General features: G+C 52.8%; 18 protein-coding genes. 8 read left to right on the forward strand and 10 right to left on the reverse strand.

The window, feature by feature from the left end; genetic code table 11:
• Window positions 1–118 precede the first annotated feature (118 nt).
• The 4 genes from CKQ54_RS17730 to yieE form a co-directional block, all read right to left on the reverse strand.
• On the reverse strand, window positions 119–955 hold the full coding sequence (locus tag CKQ54_RS17730; protein ID WP_120162022.1) for an ABC transporter ATP-binding protein: 837 nt from the start codon (window positions 953–955) through the stop codon (window positions 119–121).
• Entirely contained in the window at window positions 955–2,037 is a 1,083-nt protein-coding gene (locus tag CKQ54_RS17735; RefSeq protein ID WP_112287858.1) for a FecCD family ABC transporter permease, read from the reverse strand. The genes CKQ54_RS17730 and CKQ54_RS17735 overlap by 1 nt, the downstream gene beginning before the upstream one ends.
• Window positions 2,038–2,280: 243 nt before the next feature.
• Window positions 2,281–3,756 carry an amino acid permease gene (locus CKQ54_RS17740; protein WP_120162023.1) on the reverse strand — a complete coding sequence of 492 codons (1,476 nt, stop codon included), beginning with the start codon at window positions 3,754–3,756 and terminating at the stop codon, window positions 2,281–2,283.
• A 131-nt stretch (window positions 3,757–3,887) separates the two neighbouring features.
• Complete coding sequence (gene yieE / locus CKQ54_RS17745; RefSeq protein WP_112287856.1) at window positions 3,888–4,760, reverse strand: DNA-binding transcriptional regulator YeiE; 873 nt, start codon at window positions 4,758–4,760, stop codon at window positions 3,888–3,890.
• Window positions 4,761–4,950: 190 nt separating this feature from the next.
• On the opposite strand from yieE, the gene CKQ54_RS17750 reads away from it, so the two are divergent.
• Both CKQ54_RS17750 and nfo read left to right on the forward strand, forming a co-directional pair.
• Window positions 4,951–6,063 (forward strand): YeiH family protein, encoded by a 1,113-nt coding sequence (locus tag CKQ54_RS17750; protein WP_244220223.1) that lies wholly within the window; start codon window positions 4,951–4,953, stop codon window positions 6,061–6,063.
• Between the two features lie 89 nt (window positions 6,064–6,152).
• Window positions 6,153–7,019 carry a deoxyribonuclease IV gene (nfo, locus tag CKQ54_RS17755; protein WP_120162024.1) on the forward strand — a complete coding sequence of 289 codons (867 nt, stop codon included), beginning with the start codon at window positions 6,153–6,155 and terminating at the stop codon, window positions 7,017–7,019.
• A 231-nt stretch (window positions 7,020–7,250) separates the two neighbouring features.
• On the opposite strand, the gene fruA is transcribed toward nfo, so the two are convergent.
• Genes fruA through fruB form a run of 3 tightly spaced genes read right to left on the reverse strand, consistent with a single transcriptional unit; the run spans window position 7,251 to window position 11,029 of the window.
• On the reverse strand, window positions 7,251–8,951 hold the full coding sequence (gene fruA, locus CKQ54_RS17760) for a PTS fructose transporter subunit IIBC (protein WP_120162025.1): 1,701 nt from the start codon (window positions 8,949–8,951) through the stop codon (window positions 7,251–7,253).
• A 15-nt stretch (window positions 8,952–8,966) separates the two neighbouring features.
• A complete protein-coding gene (fruK, locus tag CKQ54_RS17765; protein ID WP_056778537.1) occupies window positions 8,967–9,902 on the reverse strand; it encodes a 1-phosphofructokinase in 936 nt (311 codons plus the stop codon).
• Window positions 9,899–11,029, reverse strand: coding sequence for a fused PTS fructose transporter subunit IIA/HPr protein (fruB, locus tag CKQ54_RS17770; RefSeq protein WP_113877475.1), 1,131 nt, complete (start codon window positions 11,027–11,029; stop codon window positions 9,899–9,901). Before fruB ends, fruK begins: the two co-directional genes overlap by 4 nt.
• A gap of 492 nt (window positions 11,030–11,521) precedes the next feature.
• Here fruB and CKQ54_RS17775 point away from each other — a divergent pair, with 492 nt between their 5' ends.
• On the forward strand, window positions 11,522–12,736 hold the full coding sequence (locus tag CKQ54_RS17775) for a sugar efflux transporter (RefSeq protein WP_120162026.1): 1,215 nt from the start codon (window positions 11,522–11,524) through the stop codon (window positions 12,734–12,736).
• On the opposite strand, the gene CKQ54_RS17780 is transcribed toward CKQ54_RS17775, so the two are convergent.
• A complete protein-coding gene (locus CKQ54_RS17780) occupies window positions 12,733–12,987 on the reverse strand; it encodes a YkgJ family cysteine cluster protein (RefSeq protein ID WP_112287851.1) in 255 nt (84 codons plus the stop codon). The genes CKQ54_RS17775 and CKQ54_RS17780 overlap by 4 nt on opposite strands.
• A gap of 245 nt (window positions 12,988–13,232) precedes the next feature.
• On the opposite strand from CKQ54_RS17780, the gene yeiP reads away from it, so the two are divergent.
• Entirely contained in the window at window positions 13,233–13,805 is a 573-nt protein-coding gene (yeiP, locus tag CKQ54_RS17785; protein WP_112287850.1) for an elongation factor P-like protein YeiP, read from the forward strand.
• A gap of 294 nt (window positions 13,806–14,099) precedes the next feature.
• Complete coding sequence (locus CKQ54_RS17790; RefSeq protein ID WP_113877473.1) at window positions 14,100–15,569, forward strand: mannitol dehydrogenase family protein; 1,470 nt, start codon at window positions 14,100–14,102, stop codon at window positions 15,567–15,569.
• A gap of 105 nt (window positions 15,570–15,674) precedes the next feature.
• Here the strand turns inward: CKQ54_RS17790 and CKQ54_RS17795 are convergent, their stop codons facing one another.
• Together CKQ54_RS17795 and CKQ54_RS17800 are read right to left on the reverse strand one after the other, a co-directional pair.
• Window positions 15,675–16,406, reverse strand: coding sequence for an FCD domain-containing protein (locus CKQ54_RS17795; RefSeq protein ID WP_120162027.1), 732 nt, complete (start codon window positions 16,404–16,406; stop codon window positions 15,675–15,677).
• A gap of 249 nt (window positions 16,407–16,655) precedes the next feature.
• Window positions 16,656–16,967 (reverse strand): hypothetical protein, encoded by a 312-nt coding sequence (locus CKQ54_RS17800; protein WP_113877471.1) that lies wholly within the window; start codon window positions 16,965–16,967, stop codon window positions 16,656–16,658.
• A gap of 211 nt (window positions 16,968–17,178) precedes the next feature.
• Here CKQ54_RS17800 and CKQ54_RS17805 point away from each other — a divergent pair, with 211 nt between their 5' ends.
• From CKQ54_RS17805 to mepS, 3 genes are all read left to right on the forward strand, one after another.
• Entirely contained in the window at window positions 17,179–18,162 is a 984-nt protein-coding gene (locus CKQ54_RS17805; RefSeq protein ID WP_120162028.1) for a CobW family GTP-binding protein, read from the forward strand.
• A 51-nt stretch (window positions 18,163–18,213) separates the two neighbouring features.
• Window positions 18,214–18,927 carry a phosphatase PAP2 family protein gene (locus CKQ54_RS17810; RefSeq protein WP_120162029.1) on the forward strand — a complete coding sequence of 238 codons (714 nt, stop codon included), beginning with the start codon at window positions 18,214–18,216 and terminating at the stop codon, window positions 18,925–18,927.
• Between the two features lie 427 nt (window positions 18,928–19,354).
• Complete coding sequence (mepS, locus tag CKQ54_RS17815; RefSeq protein WP_113877468.1) at window positions 19,355–19,930, forward strand: bifunctional murein DD-endopeptidase/murein LD-carboxypeptidase; 576 nt, start codon at window positions 19,355–19,357, stop codon at window positions 19,928–19,930.
• The last annotated feature ends 48 nt before the right edge of the window (window positions 19,931–19,978 follow it).

The following is a 19,978-nucleotide window of genomic DNA, read 5'->3' on the forward strand; positions in this document are numbered from 1 at the left end:
AGCGGAAACGTCACCCAACGTTTTTGCGTTAATACCCCACCCCGGCCCTCCCCTTCGCAGGGGAGGGAGCGGATCGGTGAACGCCTGAGTAATGTCTTCCTTTTGTCAGGACATAACATTAAATCTCCGGATCCCCCACTAATCCATCAATCAATATCTGCGGTGTCCCCTGCGAGCAGCGCTCAATCCTGCCCCGTACGCCGTAAACGCGCGCCAGACTGTCGGCGGTGATCACGTCTTCCGGTTCGCCATCGGCAATCAGATTACCGTCTTTAAGCATCAGCACGCGGTCGCCATGGCGCAGCGCGATATTGATGTCATGCACAACTACCACGGTGACGATATTGCGTTTCTGCGTCTCTTTGCGTACCAGATCCATGACGTGGAACTGATAGTTAAGATCAAGCGCGCTGAGCGGTTCGTCGAGCAGCAGTAAGGAAGGCTGGCGGATCAGGGATTGCGCCAGACCGACCAGCTGTTTCTGACCGCCGGAAAGCTGATCGAGATAACTCAGTGCCAGATGCTCGATACCCAGCTGACGCAACAACGTCATCACTTTATCGGTGCCTTCCGAGACTTTGCCCTTCCCGCCGGACGCACGCTGCGCCACGATGATGGATTCCAGCACATGCAGATGCACACCCGCAGGCAGCGTTTGTGGCAGGTAAACAACCTGCTCCGCACGGCGCGCAAAAGGCATCGGCATTAAATCGTGCCCGTCGAGAAACAGCTGCCCTTCCGCGCGGTTAAGTCCGGCGAGGGAACGCAGCAACGTCGATTTTCCGCTGCCGTTTGGCCCGAGCAGCACGGTGATTTTTCCACGCGGCAGCATCGGGACATTGAGATGGCGGATCACATGGCGCTTCGGATAGCCCGCGTTGAAATCGCGGATTTGCAGCCCCTGCGTGGCGGCATTCAGTAAATCTTGTGGCTGCATTTCTGGCATTGCGGACATCAGACGTTCCCCCGGTGACGAAGAATAATACTCAGGAAGAACGGCACGCCGACCAGCGAGGTGACGATCCCCACCGGAATAATGACGCCCGGCACCAGATTTTTTGAGGCCACGGATGCCATAGAAAGCACCAGCGCACCAATCAGCGCACTGGCTGGCAGGTAGAAACGGTGATCTTCACCAAACATAAGACGGGCGATGTGTGGCGCGACCAGACCGATAAATCCAATCGGGCCGACAAATGCGACTGCCAGCGCGGAAAGAATACTGATACGCAGCAAGGTGCCGAGACGCAAACGGCGCACGTCGATACCAAAACTCACCGCACGATCTTCACCCAGACGCAGCGCGGTCAGCTTCCACGCGCTCATCATCGACCACGGCAACAGAACCAGAAACGCCAGTAGCATCACGCCCAGCTTCACCCATGACGCACGCGCCAGACTGCCCATTGTCCAGAAAACCAGTCCCTGTAAGGTGTCTTCGGTGGCGATAAACTGCATCAGAGAAACCAGTGCGTTGAAGGTAAACACCAGCGCGATACCGAACAGCACTACGCCGGAACTGGCGACACGCGTCCAGCGCGTGATCCCATCCAGCATCAGCGCGGCCAGTAAGGCAAAAATAAAGGCGTTAGCAGAGATAAACCACTGGTCGGGAATGCCCGGAATACCGATACCCAGCACAATCGCCAGCGCTGCGCCAAACGCCGCCGCAGAAGAAACACCGAGTGTGAACGGACTGGCGAGCGGGTTGTTGAGGATAGTCTGCATTTCCGCACCGGCAAGACCGAGCGACATACCGACTGCCACCGCCATCAGCGCATACGGCAAACGAATATCCCAGACAATCACGCGTGTACCCGGATCGGCTGCCGCCGCATCAAACAAGGTTTTCCACAGCGTACCGAGCGACAACCCCGACGGCCCCATAATGAAATCAATCACCAGCGAGACGACGATCGCCAGCACCAGGACCAGCATGATTAACAGACGGCGGCGTACGATATTCTGGTATCGCCCCATCACGCCGTCCGGGGCGTTGCCTTTCACCGCCAGGGCGGGTTCGGTTGTTGCACTCATTTTCGCTTCAATCTCATTAAGTTAAAAACTTATGGCGGGAACAGATGTTGTGCTATTCCCAAAGAATGGGAACAAATGATAATAATTATCAATGTGTTTTGCAAAACCTATCAGACTCAGACGTTAAACGCAGCGGTAACAAAGCATGATGTTGTCCGCGTTGTTTTGCTGAATTGCAGACGTAAAAAAGCGGAGCCTGAGCTCCGCTAATTAACGATATGAATATTTCAAAATCCCAGCCGGTTACTTATCGACGTGATCCGGGAATTCCATTTCGCTGTATTTCACCACTTTGGTGCCTTTGGTCAGCTTGTAGCCGAACCAGATAATCAGGAACAGCGGCAGGCCGATATAAGTCGCGGCCACGCCGTACCAGTCAATGGTGTCTTTCAGGAATGCCTGATAGTTCTGCCCCAGCGTAATAATCAGACACAACACAAAGGCAAACACCGGACCGAACGGGAAGAAGCCCGAAAGATATGGCAGTTTTTTCAGGTCACGCCCCTGTGACACATAACCACGACGGAAGCGGTAATGGCTGATAGCAATGCCGAGCCAGGCAATAAAGCCGGTCATACCGGACGTGTTCAGCAGCCACAGGTAAACAGTCTGATTACCAAACATAGAGCTCAGGAAGCACAGCGCAGCCACAATCGTGGTGGCATACAGCGCGTTACGCGGTACACCGCCCTTCGACAGTTTGGCGAAAATGCGCGGTGCTTTGCCTTCGCTTGCCAGCGTAAACAGCATACGGGTAGACGCGTACATCCCTGAGTTACCGGCAGACAGCACGGCGGTCAGGATAACCGCATTCATCACCGCCGCCGCTGACAGCAAACCGGCATTACGGAACACCAGCGTGAACGGGCTGACCGAGATATCGCCGACTTCGTTACGCAGCAGGTTTGGATCGGTGTAAGGAATGATCAGGCTGATGACCAGAATCGCCAGAATATAGAACAGCAGGATACGCCAGAATACCTGACGAACCGCACGCGGGATGTTTTTGCCCGGGTTTTCGGATTCACCTGCCGCGACGCCAATCAGTTCGGTGCCCTGGAAGGAGAAGCCGACGATCATCGCCACGCCTATCATCGACGCAAAGCCGCCTGCAAACGGCGCATCACCGATAGCCCAGTTATGCCAGCCAGCCGTTTCGCCGCCGCGCATAATGCCGGTGATCATCAGTACGCCCACGGCGATAAAGATGATAACAGTGACCACTTTGATCAGCGAGAACCAGTATTCCGCTTCGCCAAAACCGCGAACAGAAATGTAGTTCAGGAGGAAAATCAGGCCGAGGAACAAGGCGCTCCAGATCCAGCCCGGTGTGTCCGGGAACCAGTAGTTCATCACCAGTTGTGAGGCAACCAGGTCAACCGCGATGGTGACTGCCCAGTTGTACCAGTAGTTCCAGCCCAGTGCGAAACCGAAGCCTTCTTCTACATAGCGGGAACCGTAGGTGGAGAATGAGCCGGAAACCGGCATGAACGCCGCCAGTTCACCGAGGCTGGTCATCAGGAAGTACACCATGATGCCGATTAATGCGTATGAGAGCAGCGCGCCACCCGGGCCTGCCTGTGAAACTGTCGCACCGGATGCAACAAATAACCCCGTACCAATTGAACCGCCGATGGCGATCATCGTTAAGTGACGTGCCTTCAGCTCGCGACGCAGTGTGGGAGCCACCTGCGCATTTTTTGTAGGTTGTTGAGCCATTTTTTCCCTATATCCGCTCGTCATGTGGAAATTTAAGCGCGGATTGTAGCAAAACCTGCCGCTCTGAATAGCAGGAACGACCTGTTATAAGACACCTTCATAACAGGCCGTGGATCATTAGCGAAAGACCGTTATTGAACTTCACGGCAGTACGTTAAAAAACGCGATAACGCGCCGGAGATGTGTTTCTGACGATGATGTATAAGGTAAAGTTTGCGTACCAGGGGCGCGACCGGCAGGTGGATTTCCACCAGCGAGCCGCTGGCCAGCTGCTCAGCAATCACCCGCCGGGAGAGACAGCTAATGCCAATCCCGTGGCGGACGGCGTGCTTGATGGCTTCAGAATTACCCAGTTCCATCACCAGATTGAAATCAGGTAATTGCGGTAACAGCAAATGGTCGAGCACTTCGCGGGTACCCGAACCGCGCTCACGTAAGATCCACGGTTCACGCGCCAGTGATTCAAGCGAAACGACCTGCCCCGCCAGCGGATTTTCGGGGGCAACGAATACCACTAACTCATCGTCCAGCCAGGGCTGAGTGATAAGCTCGGGCATCTGACAGGGGCCTTCGATCAGCCCCAGATCGACACGAAAATCCGCCACCGCATTGATGACGTCATTGGTGTTGCCGACGTTAAGCTCGAGCGGCGTATGAGGAAAATCCAGCCGGTAATCAGCAATCATCCCCGGCAGCATATAGTTGCCAATGGTACTGCTGGCGCCAATGCGCAGCGAACCGTTGTCCTGATTAAACAGACGTTCGATTTCCCCCGCCTGTTCCAGCAATGCCAGTGCTTTCGGGTACAGCAGACGTCCGTGCTCATTAATCACCAGCCGCTTCCCGACACGGTCAAATAACTGCACGCCGAGCTGCCCTTCGATATCGGCCAGCGCCGCACTGACTGCCGATTGTGATAATGAAAGCACAACCGACGCCTGAGTGGTCGAACCGCTTTTCAGCACCTCGGCGAAAACTTCAAGTTGTCGCAATGTTATGTGCATAAATGTCCCGCTGTTCTCATGCGCCTGACTGCACGCTTGTTCTGTTTAGTATAGACCCTTGGCTTACAGGTCTCTTTTGAATGAAATTCTTATACCAGTTTTTCAGATAGGTTATAAAGTTATAATCAATTTCATTTTTATATAAGTGCGGCGTAGCCTTATGTCATCACTCCTGAACGAGGAACGGACGATGACCCAATTTTCACTTAATAAAAGCGACGCGCTTAAACATGATGTTGACCAGCCTGCGCTGCAAAAACGTGGCGGATACAGCCGCCTGCTGCCGGGCCTGGCCCTGACCGGTGCCATTACCGGGCTGGCGGTCTGGCTGAGTAATTTCCCGTCCCTGAGCCATCTCGGTCTCAGCGCGCTGACGCTGGCGATTGTCATCGGCATGGTCGTCGGCAACACGGTTTATCCGGCCGCCAGACCCTGGTGCGACAGCGGCGTTACGCTGGCAAAACAACGCCTGCTGCGTCTGGGGATTATCTTGTACGGTCTGCGTCTGACGTTCGCGCAAATCGCCGACGTCGGCGCAACCGGGATCCTCATCGATGCCCTGATGTTGTGCTCCACCTTCGCCCTTGCCTGCTGGCTGGGACAACGGATATTTAAATTAGACCGTGATACGTCGATGCTGATCGGCGCAGGCAGCAGTATTTGTGGTGCTGCCGCTGTGATGGCGACCGAACCGGTGCTGGATGCCAAAGCAGAAAAAGTGACCGTCGCCGTCGCCACTGTGGTTATCTTCGGAACGGCGGCCATCTTCCTGTATCCATGGTTATGGCATCTGAATGAGCAATATCACTGGCTGAATTTTACCGCGTCACAGTTCGGGATTTACACCGGTTCGACGGTGCATGAAGTCGCGCAGGTGGTAGCCGCCGGTCAGGGTGTCAGCCCGGACGCTGAAAATGCGGCAGTAATCGCCAAGATGATCCGCGTGATGATGCTGGCACCGTTCCTGTTGCTGCTCTCTGGCTGGAAATCACGTAAAGAGGTTCAGCACGGCGGTCAGAACGGCGGTATGCGCAATATCACCATTCCTTGGTTCGCCCTGTTGTTTATTCTGGTCGCGGCGTTCAACTCGCTGGATATCCTGCCGCACAGCTGGATCCCACCGCTGATTACGCTGGATACCGTGTTACTGGCGATGGCGATGGCGGCGCTGGGTCTGACAACGCATATGAGCGCCCTGCGTCAGGCGGGTCTCAAACCGATGCTGCTGGCGGCAATACTGTTCATCTGGCTGATTGTCGGCGGTGCGGGTATCAACCAGCTGGTTCATCATCTTTTTGGCTGATGTTGCGGCTTTTAACATTCCGATGCTGCGCCTCCTTCACGGAGGCGCTATCATTCGTGAATAAACGCGATGAAAACTGAGGAGCAAAAATGAAGTTTGTGGGAGCACACGTCAGTGCAGCCGGTGGTGTCGATCAGGCGGTATTGCGCGCACATGAGCTGGAAGCCACGGCTTTTGCGCTTTTCACCAAGAATCAGCGTCAGTGGAAAGCCGCACCTTTGCCAGAAGATGTGATTGAAAAATTCAAACTGGCTTGTGAAAAATACGGCTACAAGAGCAACCAGATTTTACCGCACGACAGCTATCTGATTAACCTCGGACATCCTGTGACGGAAGCGCTGGAAAAATCCCGTGAAGCTTTCCTTGATGAATTGCAGCGCTGTGAGCAGTTAGGTCTGTCACTGCTGAATTTCCATCCGGGCAGCCATCTGATGCAAATCGAGGAAGACAAATGCCTCGAGCGGATTTCTGAATCCCTGAACATTGCGCTGGATAAAACCAAAGGCGTCACTGCCGTTATCGAAAATACCGCCGGTCAGGGCAGCAATCTCGGTTTCCGCTTTGAACATCTGGCGAAAATTATCGACGGCGTGGAAGACAAAAGCCGCGTCGGGGTCTGCATCGATACCTGCCACGCGTTTGCGGCCGGTTACGATTTGCGCACGGCAGAAGAATGCGAGAAAACGTTTAAACATTTCGAAGAAGTTGTGGGCTTTAAATACCTGCGCGGTATGCATCTGAACGATGCGAAAAGTGAATTCAACAGCCGCGTGGACCGTCATCATAGCCTCGGTGAAGGGAATATTGGCAATACCGTGTTCAGCTGGATGATGAAAGATGCCCGCTTCGACGGCATCCCGATGATCCTCGAAACCGTCAACCCTGATATCTGGAAAGATGAAATCGCCTGGCTGAAAGCGCAGCAGAAGTCGGAGAATGACGAAGCCGCCGCTTAAGATATAGCATTTTCATGCGCTGTCATTGAGTAGGATTTCGGTCAGCGCCCTCCCCTGCGAAGGGGAGGGTTGGGGTGGGGTATTAAGGTCAAAAACGAAAGCTGAAGTGTGCATGGGCAAGGATGTGAGTCCTTAAAACCCCCTCCCCGCCTCCCCCTTCGCAGGGGGAGGCGTAATAAAAAAGGCGCGACATACACATGTCGCGCCTTTCTGTTATTTACAGCCTGCTGATTATGCAGTGGCTTTCGCAGCTAACGCAGCATCTGAACGTTTCAGAATCGCGTAAGCACCGCCGGCCAGAACGGTACCGGCGATAATCGCCACCAGATAACCCAGGATCGGAGTGATTGCACCCGGGATTAACAGCACGAACAGACCGCCGTGTGGCGCCATCAGTTGTGCATGGAAGGCCATTGACAGAGCACCGGTCAGTGCGCCACCTGCGATACAGCATGGCAGAACACGCATCGGGTCACGGGCTGCGAACGGAATGGCACCTTCAGTAATGAAGCACAGACCCAGCACCATGGCAGCCTTGCCGCCTTCGCGCTCGCCCTGCTCGAACTTCTTACTCGCCAGAATCGTTGCCAGACCCATTGCCAGCGGTGGCACCATACCGGCAGCCATGATGGCAGCCATCGGGCCGTACACGGAAGAACTCAACAATGCCACGCCGAATGCGTAAGAGGCTTTGTTTACCGGGCCACCCATGTCGGTACACATCATCGCACCGAGGATCGCGCCGAGCAGAACCGCGTTCGCTGTACCCAGAGATTGCAACCAGTTAGTCAGGCCAACCATGATTTTAGCGACCGGCGTACCAACGATATAAATCATCACCAGACCGGTAATCAAGCTCGCGACCAATGGAATGATCAGGATAGGCTTCAGGGCTTCCATACTTTGCGGTAATTTCAGCTTGCCGCTGATGGCTTTCGCCACATAACCCGCCAGGAAACCGGCGATGATACCGCCAAGGAACCCTGCACCCGTGCTCACTGCCAGCATACCGCCGATAAGACCCGGCGTCAGACCCGGACGGTCAGCGATGGAGAAGGCAATGAAGCCCGCCAGCACTGGCACCATCAGAGCAAAGGCTGAACCACCACCGATTTGCATCAGCGCCGCAGCCAGCGTACCTTTCACTTCAAAGGCTTTGATACCGAACACGAACGAAAGCGCGATACACAAACCGCCCGCCACAACCATTGGCAGCATGTAAGATACGCCGGTCAGCAGGTGACGATAAGGCCCGGTGCCGCCCGCTTCTTTTTTCTTCGCACCTGTTGCCGCGCCCTGAGATTTTGGCTCAAAGACTTCAGCTTCAACCAGCGCTTTATCCAGTTCCTGTTTGGTCTTTTTCAGTGCCAGACCGGTAGAAGTGCGGTACATCGGCTTACCGGCAAATTTAGCCAGATCCACTTCGATATCAGCCGCGACAATCACCAGATCGGCCGCTGCAACTTCTTCAGGCGTGATGGCATTGCCCGCACCCACGGAACCGCGGGTTTCGACTTTTACCCACCAGCCACGTTTTTTCGCTTCACTTTCAATGGCTTCAGCAGCCATAAAGGTATGTGCCACGCCGGTCGGACAAGCAGTCACAGCAACAATGCGTTTTGGACCGCTGGCAGCCGGAGCTGCGACAGCAGTAGCCACCGGAGCAACATAAGGTTTGGCTTCGGTCAGCGCACGTTGCAGGAATGCCTGCGGATCACGTACAGCATCCGCAACATCACCGGTATAAATATTTTTGCCCGCGAGTGCGGCGTCGTTAGGCACAGTTTCACTGGCAACAATGACGACTTCAGCGTCAGCGGCCTGTTCAACCACCTGATGCCCTGCCTTCACAGCAGCGGCAGCAAGCAAATTTTTCGCCAGATGGCTGCGAGCCTGTCCGAGCGAACTGTCTATCATCAGCAGCGTTTTCATTCTGCCTCCTGCGGATTAAAAGGGTTTCAGGTCAACACGGGCCATCATCGCCGCGAGCTGCGGACGATCGGTGACACCGACATTACTCTGGCTGACAGCCAGCGCGGCAACAGCCGTTGCCAGTCGCAGCGTATGTTCACTGGATTCGCGCATCAGTAAGCCGTAGATCAGGCCACCGACCATGGAATCACCGGCACCCACGGTGCTGACTACTTCACAGGCTGGCGGTTTGGCAATCCAAGCACCGGATGCGTTAACCCACAATGCCCCTTCTGCGCCCAGTGAAATCACCACGTGGGCAATTCCCTGATCACGCAAGGCATGCGCAGCTTCTACCACATCGCTCAGTTCCGGCAATTTACGGCCAGCCCAGATTTCCAGTTCTCGACGGTTTGGTTTGACCAGCCACGGTGCCGCCTTCAGACCGGCGACCAGCGCTTCACGGCTGCTGTCAAAGATGATGCACGGACACTGCGCACGCAGGCGTTTCATCCAGTCGGTGAACGCGTCAGGATCAACGCCCGCTGGCAGGCTGCCACTGACGGCAACCATGTCAAACTGACCCAGCCAGGACAGAGAATCCGTCACGAAACGCTCCCAGTCGGCAGGAGTGACGTTGAAACCGGAGAAGTTAAAGTCGCTGACTTCGCCGTCTTTTTCGGTCAGTTTCACGTTGATACGGGTACGGCCATTCACCACCTGGAAGCGGTTAGCAATGCCCAGATCACTGAATAACAGCTGGAACCCGTCCTGATTTTCTTTACCGAGAAAACCACCCACGGTGACGTCGATGCCGAGATCTTTCAGCACTTTCGCTACGTTGATGCCTTTACCTGCGGCGTGCAGACCGGTGGTTTGCACCAGATTGACTTCACCGCGTTCGATTTCCGGCACATAGCCGACTAAATCGTACGCCGGGTTTAAGGTAATTGTGGCAACTCTGCGGCTCATGCGCCCTCCCCAAGACCTTCTGAAATAGCTTCACCGATGGTTTTCAGCGCCAGTTCCGCGTCTTCACCTTTGGCGGTAAAGCGCAGGTGATGACCTTTTTTCACGCCCAGCGCCACGACTTTCATCAGGCTGCGGCCGTTGGCAGGTTTACCGCTGCCATCAAGATTCGTCACTGTGATTTCGCTGCTGAACTGTTTGATCACGTTCACCAGTGCAGTACCCGGACGGGCATGCAAACCGTGTTCGTTACGGATAACGTATTCCGCCGTCAGCACGTTGGCTTGTTCTTCGACTTCGCTGGTCAGCAATGCCAGCACACCCACAGGATCTGCCGTCAGCAAGCGTTCAGCTTTATTCGCTATCAGCAAATCACTGAGGTAATTCAGAATATTGAGCGGCTGATCATCTGCGACTGAAATCGTCAGCAACAATGAGACTTTTTCGCCATCGAGATCAAAGGCCTGCTTCGCACGGCTTACCGTTGCTGCACTTTTCAGGTTGCCTTCGGTGCTGTCACTCAGCCAGATGCCCTGCCCGAGGTTCAGCGGCTTACGGCTGATAACGTCGCTGACAAAAGCAGTATCCACTGCGCCGATCTCTTTCAGACGACCCGCGTTCAGCGCCTGTAAGGTGATCAGGTTTTCAGCAGCCACATCGACCGCGATCAGCTGAGTATCAAACAGGAATTCAGCGGCATTCTTTTCGCCCATCAGCAGGCTGCGTAATTCTTCAGCTGAATCTGTTTTTGCCAGACGGTCGGCCACGCTGTCGTCGCTTAAGACGTGCGTCAGCTGACGCAGCAAACCGAGGTGTTCGTCAGAACGCGCTGCGATACCGATAACCACATACGCGGTCTGGCCTTCGCCCCACGCAATACCCTGCGGGAACTGGAAAACTTGCACGCCTGTATCGAGCACCAGATCACGGGTATCAGTAGTGCCGTGAGGAATAGCGATGCCGTTACCCAGATAAGTAGAGGTTTGCAGCTCACGCGCTAACATGCCGTCTACATAGCCTTCGCTGACGCGACCGGCTTGTGTCAGTGCTGCTGCAACCTGGCGAATTGCTTCCTGCTTATCGCTGGCAGCCGCACCGAGATGAATATCTTGCTGTGACAGTTGGAACATAATTCTCCTCTCCTGCTGAAATTGAATCGTTTCAGCTTTACTGAGAAAAAAGGAGCGCCATCAGATTTCATGAGAATAGCTGACAACGCTGAAACGTTTCAGGAAGTCTTAATCGGGGCTGTTTTTAAATCAAGCTTTCCCTGATTTTGCGTGACAATTTTTTGATGCTACGCACAGTTTCCTTTCTAAACCCTTTCCGAAACAGATGATTTAACGTAAATGCTGAAGTCAGGCTGACGCGAAAAGCTGACGTAAGCTGAACCTCATTTGTGGTGACTATTTGGGTGGATATCAGAAACCTCGCCTGGTTGTTTTTGACACAAAGTGCGGTTTTATTATTCAGTATGGCAAATTCACTCCGGTTTACATTTTTGATGATCAAAACCTGTTTTTGTTTTTTTTAAACTGACGTAACATTCGCGCAAATTTCGTTCCCTTCCTGACTTCTGGTCCATATAACTCTGGTCCAAATAACCCTGGTTCACATAACTCATGCGAATTTCTACAACGTCAGCCCGCCGTTTACCCGACATGACGTCAACCGCTTTTCTGATCATCGCTTTTCTGACCGGCATCGCCGGCGCTTTGCAGACGCCAACGCTGAGCCTGTTCCTGACATCTCAGGTTCACGTCAGTCCGTTCATGGTCGGGATTTTCTTCACCGGCAGCGCGGTGATCGGCATTTTCGTGAGTCAGTTGCTCGCGACGTGGTCGGATAAACGCGGTGACCGAAAAACGCTGATCCTATATTGCTGCATTCTGGGGGCGCTGGCCTGTGTGCTTTTCGCCTTCAACCGTAATTACTTCATCCTGCTGTTGATCGGCGTGTTGCTGTCGAGCTTCGGTTCCACCGCCAACCCACAGATGTTTGCTCTGGCGCGTGAGCATTCTGAAAAGACTGGCCGTGAAGCCGTCATGTTCAGCTCTATTTTACGCGCCCAGGTTTCGCTGGCCTGGGTCGTCGGCCCGCCGCTGGCCTTCGCCCTGTCGATGGGCTTCGGTTTTACCTTCATGTACTGCGCTGCCGCGCTGGCGTTCCTGCTTTGCGGAGTAATGGTATATATGTTCCTGCCCTCCATGCCTAAAGCACGCATCAAAACCACGGCTACGCTGGAAGCGCCCCGTCGCAACCGTCGGGACACGCTGATGCTTTTCATCGCGTGTTCACTGATGTGGGCAGCTAACAGTATTTATCTCATCAATATGCCGCTGTATGTGGTGCGTGAATTAGGTCTGCCGGAAAAACTGGCGGGCGTGCTGATGGGCAGTGCGGCGTGTCTGGAAATCCCGACCATGCTGATTGCCGGATATCTGGCTAAACAGCTGGGGAAACGCTTCCTGATGCGGTTTGCGGTAGTCGCAGGGGTGATTTTCTACGGCTGTCTGTTGTTTACCACCGGTGCCGCCATGCTGATTGCTTTACAGCTGCTGAACGCGATTTTCATCGGCATTCTGGCCGGGATCGGCATGCTGTATTTTCAGGATCTGATGCCGGGACAGGCCGGTGCGGCGACCACGCTGTTCACCAACTCCACCCGTGCGGGCTGGATCCTTGCCGGTTCTCTGGCGGGGGTGATTGCGCAGTTCTGGACATACCATGCTGTGTTTTATGCCGCACTGGCGATGGTGGTAGGTTCGGTGTTGTGTATCTGGAATGTGAAAAACGTCGATAAGCCGGCAGAAGAAACGCCGGAAGCCGTCGCTTAAGGCGCGGTATCCGCTTCGAGCTTAATCAGATAAGTCAGCGCCTGGTCGCGATGGGTAAAACACATTTCACGGCTGGCCTGTAAACTGGCGCACACTTTCGGGCGCAGCGGCGAGGTGAAAATTTTGCACATGAAATTATCAGCCAGTTGCACGCAACGGGTGTTCGCCGGTTTGCCGTCAGGCATTCCGGGTATCGGGCTGGAAATTGAAGGCGCTATGCAACAGGCTCCGCAATCGGTACGACAGTCCATCAACAGCCTCCTCAGGCCTCATTTTGAGGCGCGACAATAGCAGGCGGTGATATGCGCCACCAGCGAAATATTTACTATCCTTTAACAGGCTATACCGAACATTTTTTACGCAGGCAGTACACACGCAAAAAATGCGTCAGAAAGCGGGTTTTTCGCGACTCTTTTTGCGCTATCTGCTTGCCTGAAATCAGCGGCGCGGGTAACGTGTCGCAAATTATTTATCTCTCTGCTGACAGGTTATTTATATGGCACGTGCTAACGAAATTAAACGCGGCTTCGTTGTGAACTACGACGGCAAATTGCTGCTGGTTAAAGATATTGATGTTCAGAGCCCAAGCGCCCGTGGTGCCAGCACCTTGTACAAAATGCGTTTCGCTGATGTACGTACTGGCGGCAAAGTAGAAGAACGCTTTAAAGGCGACGATATTCTGGATACCGTCAGCCTGACCCGTCGTAAAGTGAACTTCTCTTACGTCGATGGCGACGAATACGTATTTATGGATGATGAAGATTTCACACCATACACCTTCAATAAGGCGCAGATCGAAGACGAACTGCTGTTCATTCCTGAAGAAGGTTTACAGGGTATGCAGGTTCTGACGCTCGACAGCCAGCTGCTGGCGCTGGAAATGCCACAGACGGTAGATCTGGAAATCGTCGAAACGGCACCGGGCATCAAAGGCGCGTCTGCCAGCTCCCGTACCAAACCGGCAGTGATGGCAACTGGCCTGAGCATTCAGGTGCCGGAATATCTGAGTTCCGGCGATAAAATTCGCATTCATATCGCAGAACGCCGTTATATGGGCCGCGCGGATTAATCAGCGCCCTGCCTTGTCCCGCCAGGTTTGTCGCCAGGTAAGTTTGAAGGAACGCTCCGGCGTTCCTTTTTTATTGCCCTGATTTTGCCGTTAATGCGGCAGACTCTCGATCTGCATCACAAAATCAGTGGTCGTCCGGACTTACCAATTCCCCTTTCTATCATATGACTTTACACTCTAAGCCCTGATTTCGGCTTAAATCGTCGCTTTATCCAGCACAAAATTGAACTGACGGGTAAACTGCCCCAATTTGGCCTGACCAATTATTTATTTCTGACTTGCCTGGAGTATTGCATGAAAACTATTGCCACAGCGTCTCTGCCCGCAGCAGTGTCATTGCCAGCTTATGATCGCGATGCACTGAAAAGCCGCATCGTTCATCTCGGCTTTGGCGCATTCCACCGTGCCCACCAGGCGCTGCTTACTAACCGCGTCTTAAACCTTCAGGGCGGAGACTGGGGCATTTGCGAAATCAGCCTCTTCGGTAATGAAGCGTTGATAAAAAGTCTGCGTCAGCAAGATCACCTGTTTACCGTGCTGGAGAAAGGGGCGGAAGGCAATCAGGCGATTATCATTGGTTCTGCTCATGAATCTGTCCACGGCGGTATCGACGGGCTTGATGCCGTGCTGGAAAAACTGACCGAACCTCAGGTGGCGATTGTTTCCCTGACTATCACCGAAAAAGGTTACTGCATCGAGCCGGGAACGGGTGAACTGGATTTGCAAAATCCGAAAATTCAGCAAGATCTGGCCGGTGGTCAGGCGCCATGTACCGCGCCGGGTGTGTTAGTTGAAGCGCTGCGTCTGCGTCATGAACGCGGTCTGCCGGGCTTCACCGTTTTATGCTGCGATAACATTCCTGAAAATGGTCTGGTAGTGAAAAACGCTGTGCTGGGTATGGCGAAAGCACGCTCTGCAGAACTGGCAAAATGGATCAGCGAAAACGTCTCTTTCCCGAGCACCATGGTTGACCGCATCGTTCCGGCAGCCACAGAAACCACACTGGAAGAAATCACCGAAGCGCTCGGTGGTGTCACAGACCCTTGTGGTATCGCCTGTGAACCCTTCATCCAGTGGGTGGTAGAAGACCACTTCGTCGCAGGTCGTCCGGACTGGGAAAAAGCCGGTGCGCAGATGGTGTCCGACGTTCTGCCGTTTGAGCAGATGAAACTGCGTATGCTGAACGGCAGTCACTCTTTCCTCGCTTATCTGGGTTATCTGGCCGGTTATCAGCACATCAATGATTGTATGGATGACGATAACTATAAAGCCGCGGCGCATCACCTGATGCTGCATGAACAAGCGCCGACGCTGAGCGTTGAAGGTGTGGATCTTACCGCCTATGCCGACAGCCTGATTGCACGTTACAGCAATCCGGCGCTGAAACATCGCACCTGGCAAATCGCGATGGACGGCACAATGAAACTGCCGCAACGTATGCTCGATTCGATCCGCTGGCATGTGAAAAACGGGGGCTCTTATGAATTGCTGGCGCTGGGCGTGGCGGGCTGGATGCGTTATGTCGGTGGCACCGATGATGCCGGTCAGCCTATTGAGATTAAAGATCCGATGGCTGAAACGCTGGCAGAAATCGTCGCCTCTACCGCGGATGGCGAAGAACGCGTGAAAGCGCTGCTGGCGCTGAACGGCGTTTTCGGTGAGCAATTGCCACAGGAAGAGAAAGTGGTACAGGCTATTCAGGCCGCATATGCGGATCTGCAAAGGATCGGCGCGAAGAAAACCGTGGCTAAATACGTGGGTTAAGTCAGTACAGTGAGACGACTTAACGCGACATGACTATCGGTTAAAGAATATCGGTAAATATTGTACGGCTGCTCAGGCAGCCGTTTTTATTGGTGCTGCCGCCTCTCATTCATTCAGCTCTGAAGGAACGGACGAAAACAGGAAACCATCAAAGGACGGATCGTCAGCGTCAGAAACCTGCAACAGCATATCTTTTACGTTCTCCAGATGCTGCCACATCGCCTGTTTCGCCGCTTTAGGATCCCGGCGTAAAACAGCCTGCAGAATGGTCTGATGATCCTGCAACCAGGTCTGATGGTAGCTTTTATCAACAACATGCTGATGGATCCCTTCCCACATCGAACTGCGCTGGCGGATCTGCCAGAGGTCATCGACCAGTTTTACCAGCACACTGTTCTGCGATGCCTGTGCCAGTAAAGCGTGAAACCGCTGGTCCTCCGCTTCGTCTGTCACGCCACGGGCAATGCAATCACGCTGGGCTTCAATCGCATCGCGCATCTGCAAAATATCCGTTTTCGTCGCCTGCATGGCGGCAAATGCGGCGACTTCGCTTTCCAGCAACTGACGCGCCTGCAGCAATTCGAACGGGCCGTAGCCGCTGTCAGCCAGTTCCGGCTGCGTGTTTTCAGGCTGATTCAGAACATATACACCCGAGCCTTTGCGCACTTCCACGATTTTCTCGAGCTCAAGCATGATCAGCGCTTCACGCACCACGCTGCGGCTGACGGAATAGGATTCTGCAATATCACGTTCAGGAGGAAGACGATCGCCGGACGTATATTTTCCGGCATGGATATCACGGCGCAAATGACCGCCAATTTCCTGATAAAGTCGCATATTTTCGCCCCTGTCTGTAACACGCACTCAATTGGTCTGACAACTGATGACATGCACTGATGCCTGAAATAAGAGAGAAAATTATAACATGTCGGCACAAAGGGAAAGGACGGGAGATGAAAACTGACGGCCCGATCAAAACAGGGCCAGCCAGTTTGCGAAGTTGTCCGACCAAATCAAGATAGATTGCGTTATCACGATCATTGTCCGGCGCGAAATGCATTAAAAATGTTAATTATTTACGGGTATTTAGTTATAGCTTACCGTGACCACTGCAAGATGAGGATCATTGTTGATATGCTTTGTGGTGACCTGTCCGAGAGACAGAGGCAGCGCAAAAGAAGAAGGTGTTTGCACATTCAACGTGTGAACTTGCGACACCTGTTTTCCACCGCGATCACAGTCGCTGATCACTCTGTTACTTGCGGCCTTGAAGTTACATCCCCCTTCAACAATTGCCCCAGTGAAATGTATGATGCCGCCTGTAGCAGCCGCATTGGCAAACTGAATCGTCCCTGAGGCCACAACTCCCAAAAACAGTAAAGCAGTCATTCTGTTCATGGTGACACCCCATTGTAATTATAGAATTTAAAATTCACGCAACCGCCATTTAACATTAATACATCTAATGGAATTTACATGGCGAACGGCAAAATAATTTATTGCCCTTTCGGGCTGAATTAAGCAATCCATGTTATTCATCGGCACAAAACTGGATTTTCTTAACCGGTCGCTGCAAATTGATGGGTGAATTTTTAAAAGGATGTGACCCATGACCAAAACCAACCTGATCACCGGCTTTCTGGGAAGCGGTAAAACCACCACGCTGCGCCACCTGCTGACGCTGAAGCCTGAAGGTGAAAAATGGGCCGTGCTGGTCAATGAGTTCGGAGAGATTGGAATCGATGGCGCGCTGCTGGCGGACAGTGGTGCAGTATTGAAGGAAATCCCCGGCGGATGCATGTGCTGCGTTAATGGCTTACCGATGCAGGTCGGGCTGAACATGTTATTGCAGCAGGCAAAACCTGACCGGCTGCTGATAGAACCCACCGGCCTGGGTCATCCGAAGCAAATCCTGTCTTTATTAACCTCTGACGTCTACAGCAGCTGGCTGACGCTGAATGCCACTTTGTGCTTGCTCGATCCGCGCCAGCTGAGTGAACAGCGCGTGATTGAAAATGAAAACTTCCGCGACCAGCTTGCCGCAGCGGATGTGATTATTGCCAACAAAGCGGATGTGACGCAGGAAAATGACCGGCAGGCGCTGGAAAAATGGTTCAGCGAACATGGCCGTGAACGCCGCCTGGTGGTGGCTTCTCAGGGTGAGATTGCCCCTGCCCTGCTGGATTTACCGCGCCTTAATCACACCGAATTGCCTGACGGCCAGCATCATCATGCTCATATATCAAAGCGCGGACTGGCGGCTCTGAGTCTGCCCGAAAAGCAGCGCTGGAGACGTGCGCTCAATGAAGCCGGCGGTTTTAGCAGTTGCGGCTGGATATTTGATGGCGAAACGGTTTTTGACACCGCGGGCATACTCGACTGGGCACGAGCCGCGCCGGTTGATCGCGTGAAAGGCATCATTCGTATTAAAGAAGGCGCGCTGATGATTAACCGCCAGGGCAATGATTTGGAAATCGAAACAAGGTCAATGGCGCCTTCAGACAGCAGAATTGAGCTCATTACGCAAAATGAAACCCAGTGGAATGTTCTACAATCGTCTTTGTTGAGGCTTCGTTTAAGTTGTAAGGATTAAGTTAACGTCCATTACTATAATCGTTACCCTGCTAAGAATAGGTCTTCATATATGTGGCGCCGAAATATTCCTGCAATCCTGGTACTCAATGTATTAGGTGTTGCTCTTTTTCTGTCTTTCTATTTACCTGCAAACCACGGTTTCTGGTTCCCGATTGATAAGTCGATCTTCTTCTTCTTCAACCAGCATCTGGCCACTGACGCGTGGTTCCTGCATCTGGTCGCAGTGACCAATAACCGTGCCTTTGATCTGATTTCATTGCTGGCCATGGGTTTGCTCTATCTGAGCTATTTCCTGAAGCAGGACACCGCCGGGCGCCGCCGTTACATCATTATTGGTTTCGTGATGCTGCTAACTGCCGTGGTGCTTAACCAGCTCGGTCATTTACTGCCGGTCAGTCACAAGAGCCCTTCGCTGAGCTTCCCGGGTGTAAACCGTGTCAGCCAGCTGACCGGTATCCCGACAAAAGATGCGTCATCTGACAGCTTCCCCGGCGACCACGGCATGATGCTGATTATTTTTTCCTGCTTTATGCTGCGCTATCTGAGTAAATCAGCCTTCTTTATTGCCCTGATGATCACCATCATTTTCTCGCTGCCGCGTGTGATGATTGGCGCACACTGGTTTACAGACATTGCCGTGGGTTCAATGTCAGTCGTCCTGGTCGGCGCAAGCTGGTGGCTGATGACACCGGCCAGCGATCTGTTGATTAACTGGCTTGAGAGCAAACTGCCGGGTAAAAAAATTCCTAAAAAAACGGCATAATTTTGCATTCATACAAATAAATTATGGTCAGGCAGATGTTGATGATCTGCCTGACCTTTTTTTCATACAATTCCCGGATATACTTTGCTGAAATTTGCACGTGGAAGCCGCTTGCGGCGCGGTTTTAACCCAAATTAGTATATAAATCATCCATCCTTTTTAACATCTTTACTAACATCAGCTTACATCACAATTTCTTATAAAAAATCCCACAAAACCTCTCGCAATCCCTTATTCATTACGGTACTCTCCAAATCGCCCGCATAGAAATGTGACAAAAACACCCGTATTGAAGGAAAAAACGTGCTCTAACGCACATTTTACCCGTCTGGTATTTGTCCCAGCTAATGGTGGCAGGTAGTCTCGCTTCGTTTGGCAATTTTAATAACGATTTCATCGTTAAGGACAGCAAGGGATAACAACAATAATGGTCAAGTCTCAACCGTTTATGAGATATATCACGCGGATGATTCCCGCAATTGGCGCAGCAATTCTTCTCTCTGCGTGTAGTGGTATGCATTCTTCGAACACAGAAAGCGCACAAACTGATATGCGTGCAGTAAATGACAAAGATGGTCTTCTACTGCAAGCCTCTCAGGATGAATTCGAAGCAATGGTTCGTAGCGTCAACGTTAAATCCAAAATTATGGATCAGTACGCTGACTGGAAAGGCGTTCGTTATCGGTTAGGCGGCGACAGCAAGCGTGGTATCGATTGCTCAGCGTTCGTTCAGGTAACATTCCGCGAACAATTTGGTATGGATCTCCCTCGTTCGACTTATGAACAGGAAGAAAAGGGCAAGAAAGTTCAGCGCACGAAATTGCGTCCAGGTGATCTGGTTCTGTTCCGTGCAGGTTCTACAGGCCGTCACGTCGGTATTTATTTAGGTAATGATCAGTTTGTTCATGCATCTACCAGCAACGGTGTGATGATTTCAAATCTGAAAGAGTCCTACTGGAATGCCCGTTATCGTGAAGCAAGACGAGTTTTAGCTAACGGTTAATCCCGTTAACTTATGATTTAGTTCTTGTTGTCCTATGCCAAGCGAATA

Origin of the sequence: Rahnella variigena, assembly GCF_003610915.1 — a bacterium.
Classification (GTDB): domain Bacteria; phylum Pseudomonadota; class Gammaproteobacteria; order Enterobacterales; family Enterobacteriaceae; genus Rahnella; species Rahnella variigena.

What these genes read in the sequence shown, in the direction of transcription:
- CKQ54_RS17800 (WP_113877471.1), bottom strand. Translation starts at nt 16,967, where the DNA reads ATGAACAGAATGACTGCTTTACTGTTTTTGGGAGTTGTGGCCTCAGGG.
- CKQ54_RS17735 (WP_112287858.1), bottom strand. Translation starts at nt 2,037, where the DNA reads ATGAGTGCAACAACCGAACCCGCCCTGGCGGTGAAAGGCAACGCCCCG.
- yieE (WP_112287856.1), bottom strand. Translation starts at nt 4,760, where the DNA reads ATGCACATAACATTGCGACAACTTGAAGTTTTCGCCGAGGTGCTGAAA.
- CKQ54_RS17805 (WP_120162028.1), top strand. Translation starts at nt 17,179, where the DNA reads ATGACCAAAACCAACCTGATCACCGGCTTTCTGGGAAGCGGTAAAACC.
- fruB (WP_113877475.1), bottom strand. Translation starts at nt 11,029, where the DNA reads ATGTTCCAACTGTCACAGCAAGATATTCATCTCGGTGCGGCTGCCAGC.
- fruK (WP_056778537.1), bottom strand. Translation starts at nt 9,902, where the DNA reads ATGAGCCGCAGAGTTGCCACAATTACCTTAAACCCGGCGTACGATTTA.
- CKQ54_RS17750 (WP_244220223.1), top strand. Translation starts at nt 4,951, where the DNA reads ATGACCCAATTTTCACTTAATAAAAGCGACGCGCTTAAACATGATGTT.
- yeiP (WP_112287850.1), top strand. Translation starts at nt 13,233, where the DNA reads ATGGCACGTGCTAACGAAATTAAACGCGGCTTCGTTGTGAACTACGAC.
- CKQ54_RS17810 (WP_120162029.1), top strand. Translation starts at nt 18,214, where the DNA reads ATGTGGCGCCGAAATATTCCTGCAATCCTGGTACTCAATGTATTAGGT.
- fruA (WP_120162025.1), bottom strand. Translation starts at nt 8,951, where the DNA reads ATGAAAACGCTGCTGATGATAGACAGTTCGCTCGGACAGGCTCGCAGC.
- CKQ54_RS17730 (WP_120162022.1), bottom strand. Translation starts at nt 955, where the DNA reads ATGTCCGCAATGCCAGAAATGCAGCCACAAGATTTACTGAATGCCGCC.
- nfo (WP_120162024.1), top strand. Translation starts at nt 6,153, where the DNA reads ATGAAGTTTGTGGGAGCACACGTCAGTGCAGCCGGTGGTGTCGATCAG.
- CKQ54_RS17795 (WP_120162027.1), bottom strand. Translation starts at nt 16,406, where the DNA reads ATGCGACTTTATCAGGAAATTGGCGGTCATTTGCGCCGTGATATCCAT.
- CKQ54_RS17740 (WP_120162023.1), bottom strand. Translation starts at nt 3,756, where the DNA reads ATGGCTCAACAACCTACAAAAAATGCGCAGGTGGCTCCCACACTGCGT.
- mepS (WP_113877468.1), top strand. Translation starts at nt 19,355, where the DNA reads ATGGTCAAGTCTCAACCGTTTATGAGATATATCACGCGGATGATTCCC.
- CKQ54_RS17790 (WP_113877473.1), top strand. Translation starts at nt 14,100, where the DNA reads ATGAAAACTATTGCCACAGCGTCTCTGCCCGCAGCAGTGTCATTGCCA.
- CKQ54_RS17780 (WP_112287851.1), bottom strand. Translation starts at nt 12,987, where the DNA reads ATGGACTGTCGTACCGATTGCGGAGCCTGTTGCATAGCGCCTTCAATT.
- CKQ54_RS17775 (WP_120162026.1), top strand. Translation starts at nt 11,522, where the DNA reads ATGCGAATTTCTACAACGTCAGCCCGCCGTTTACCCGACATGACGTCA.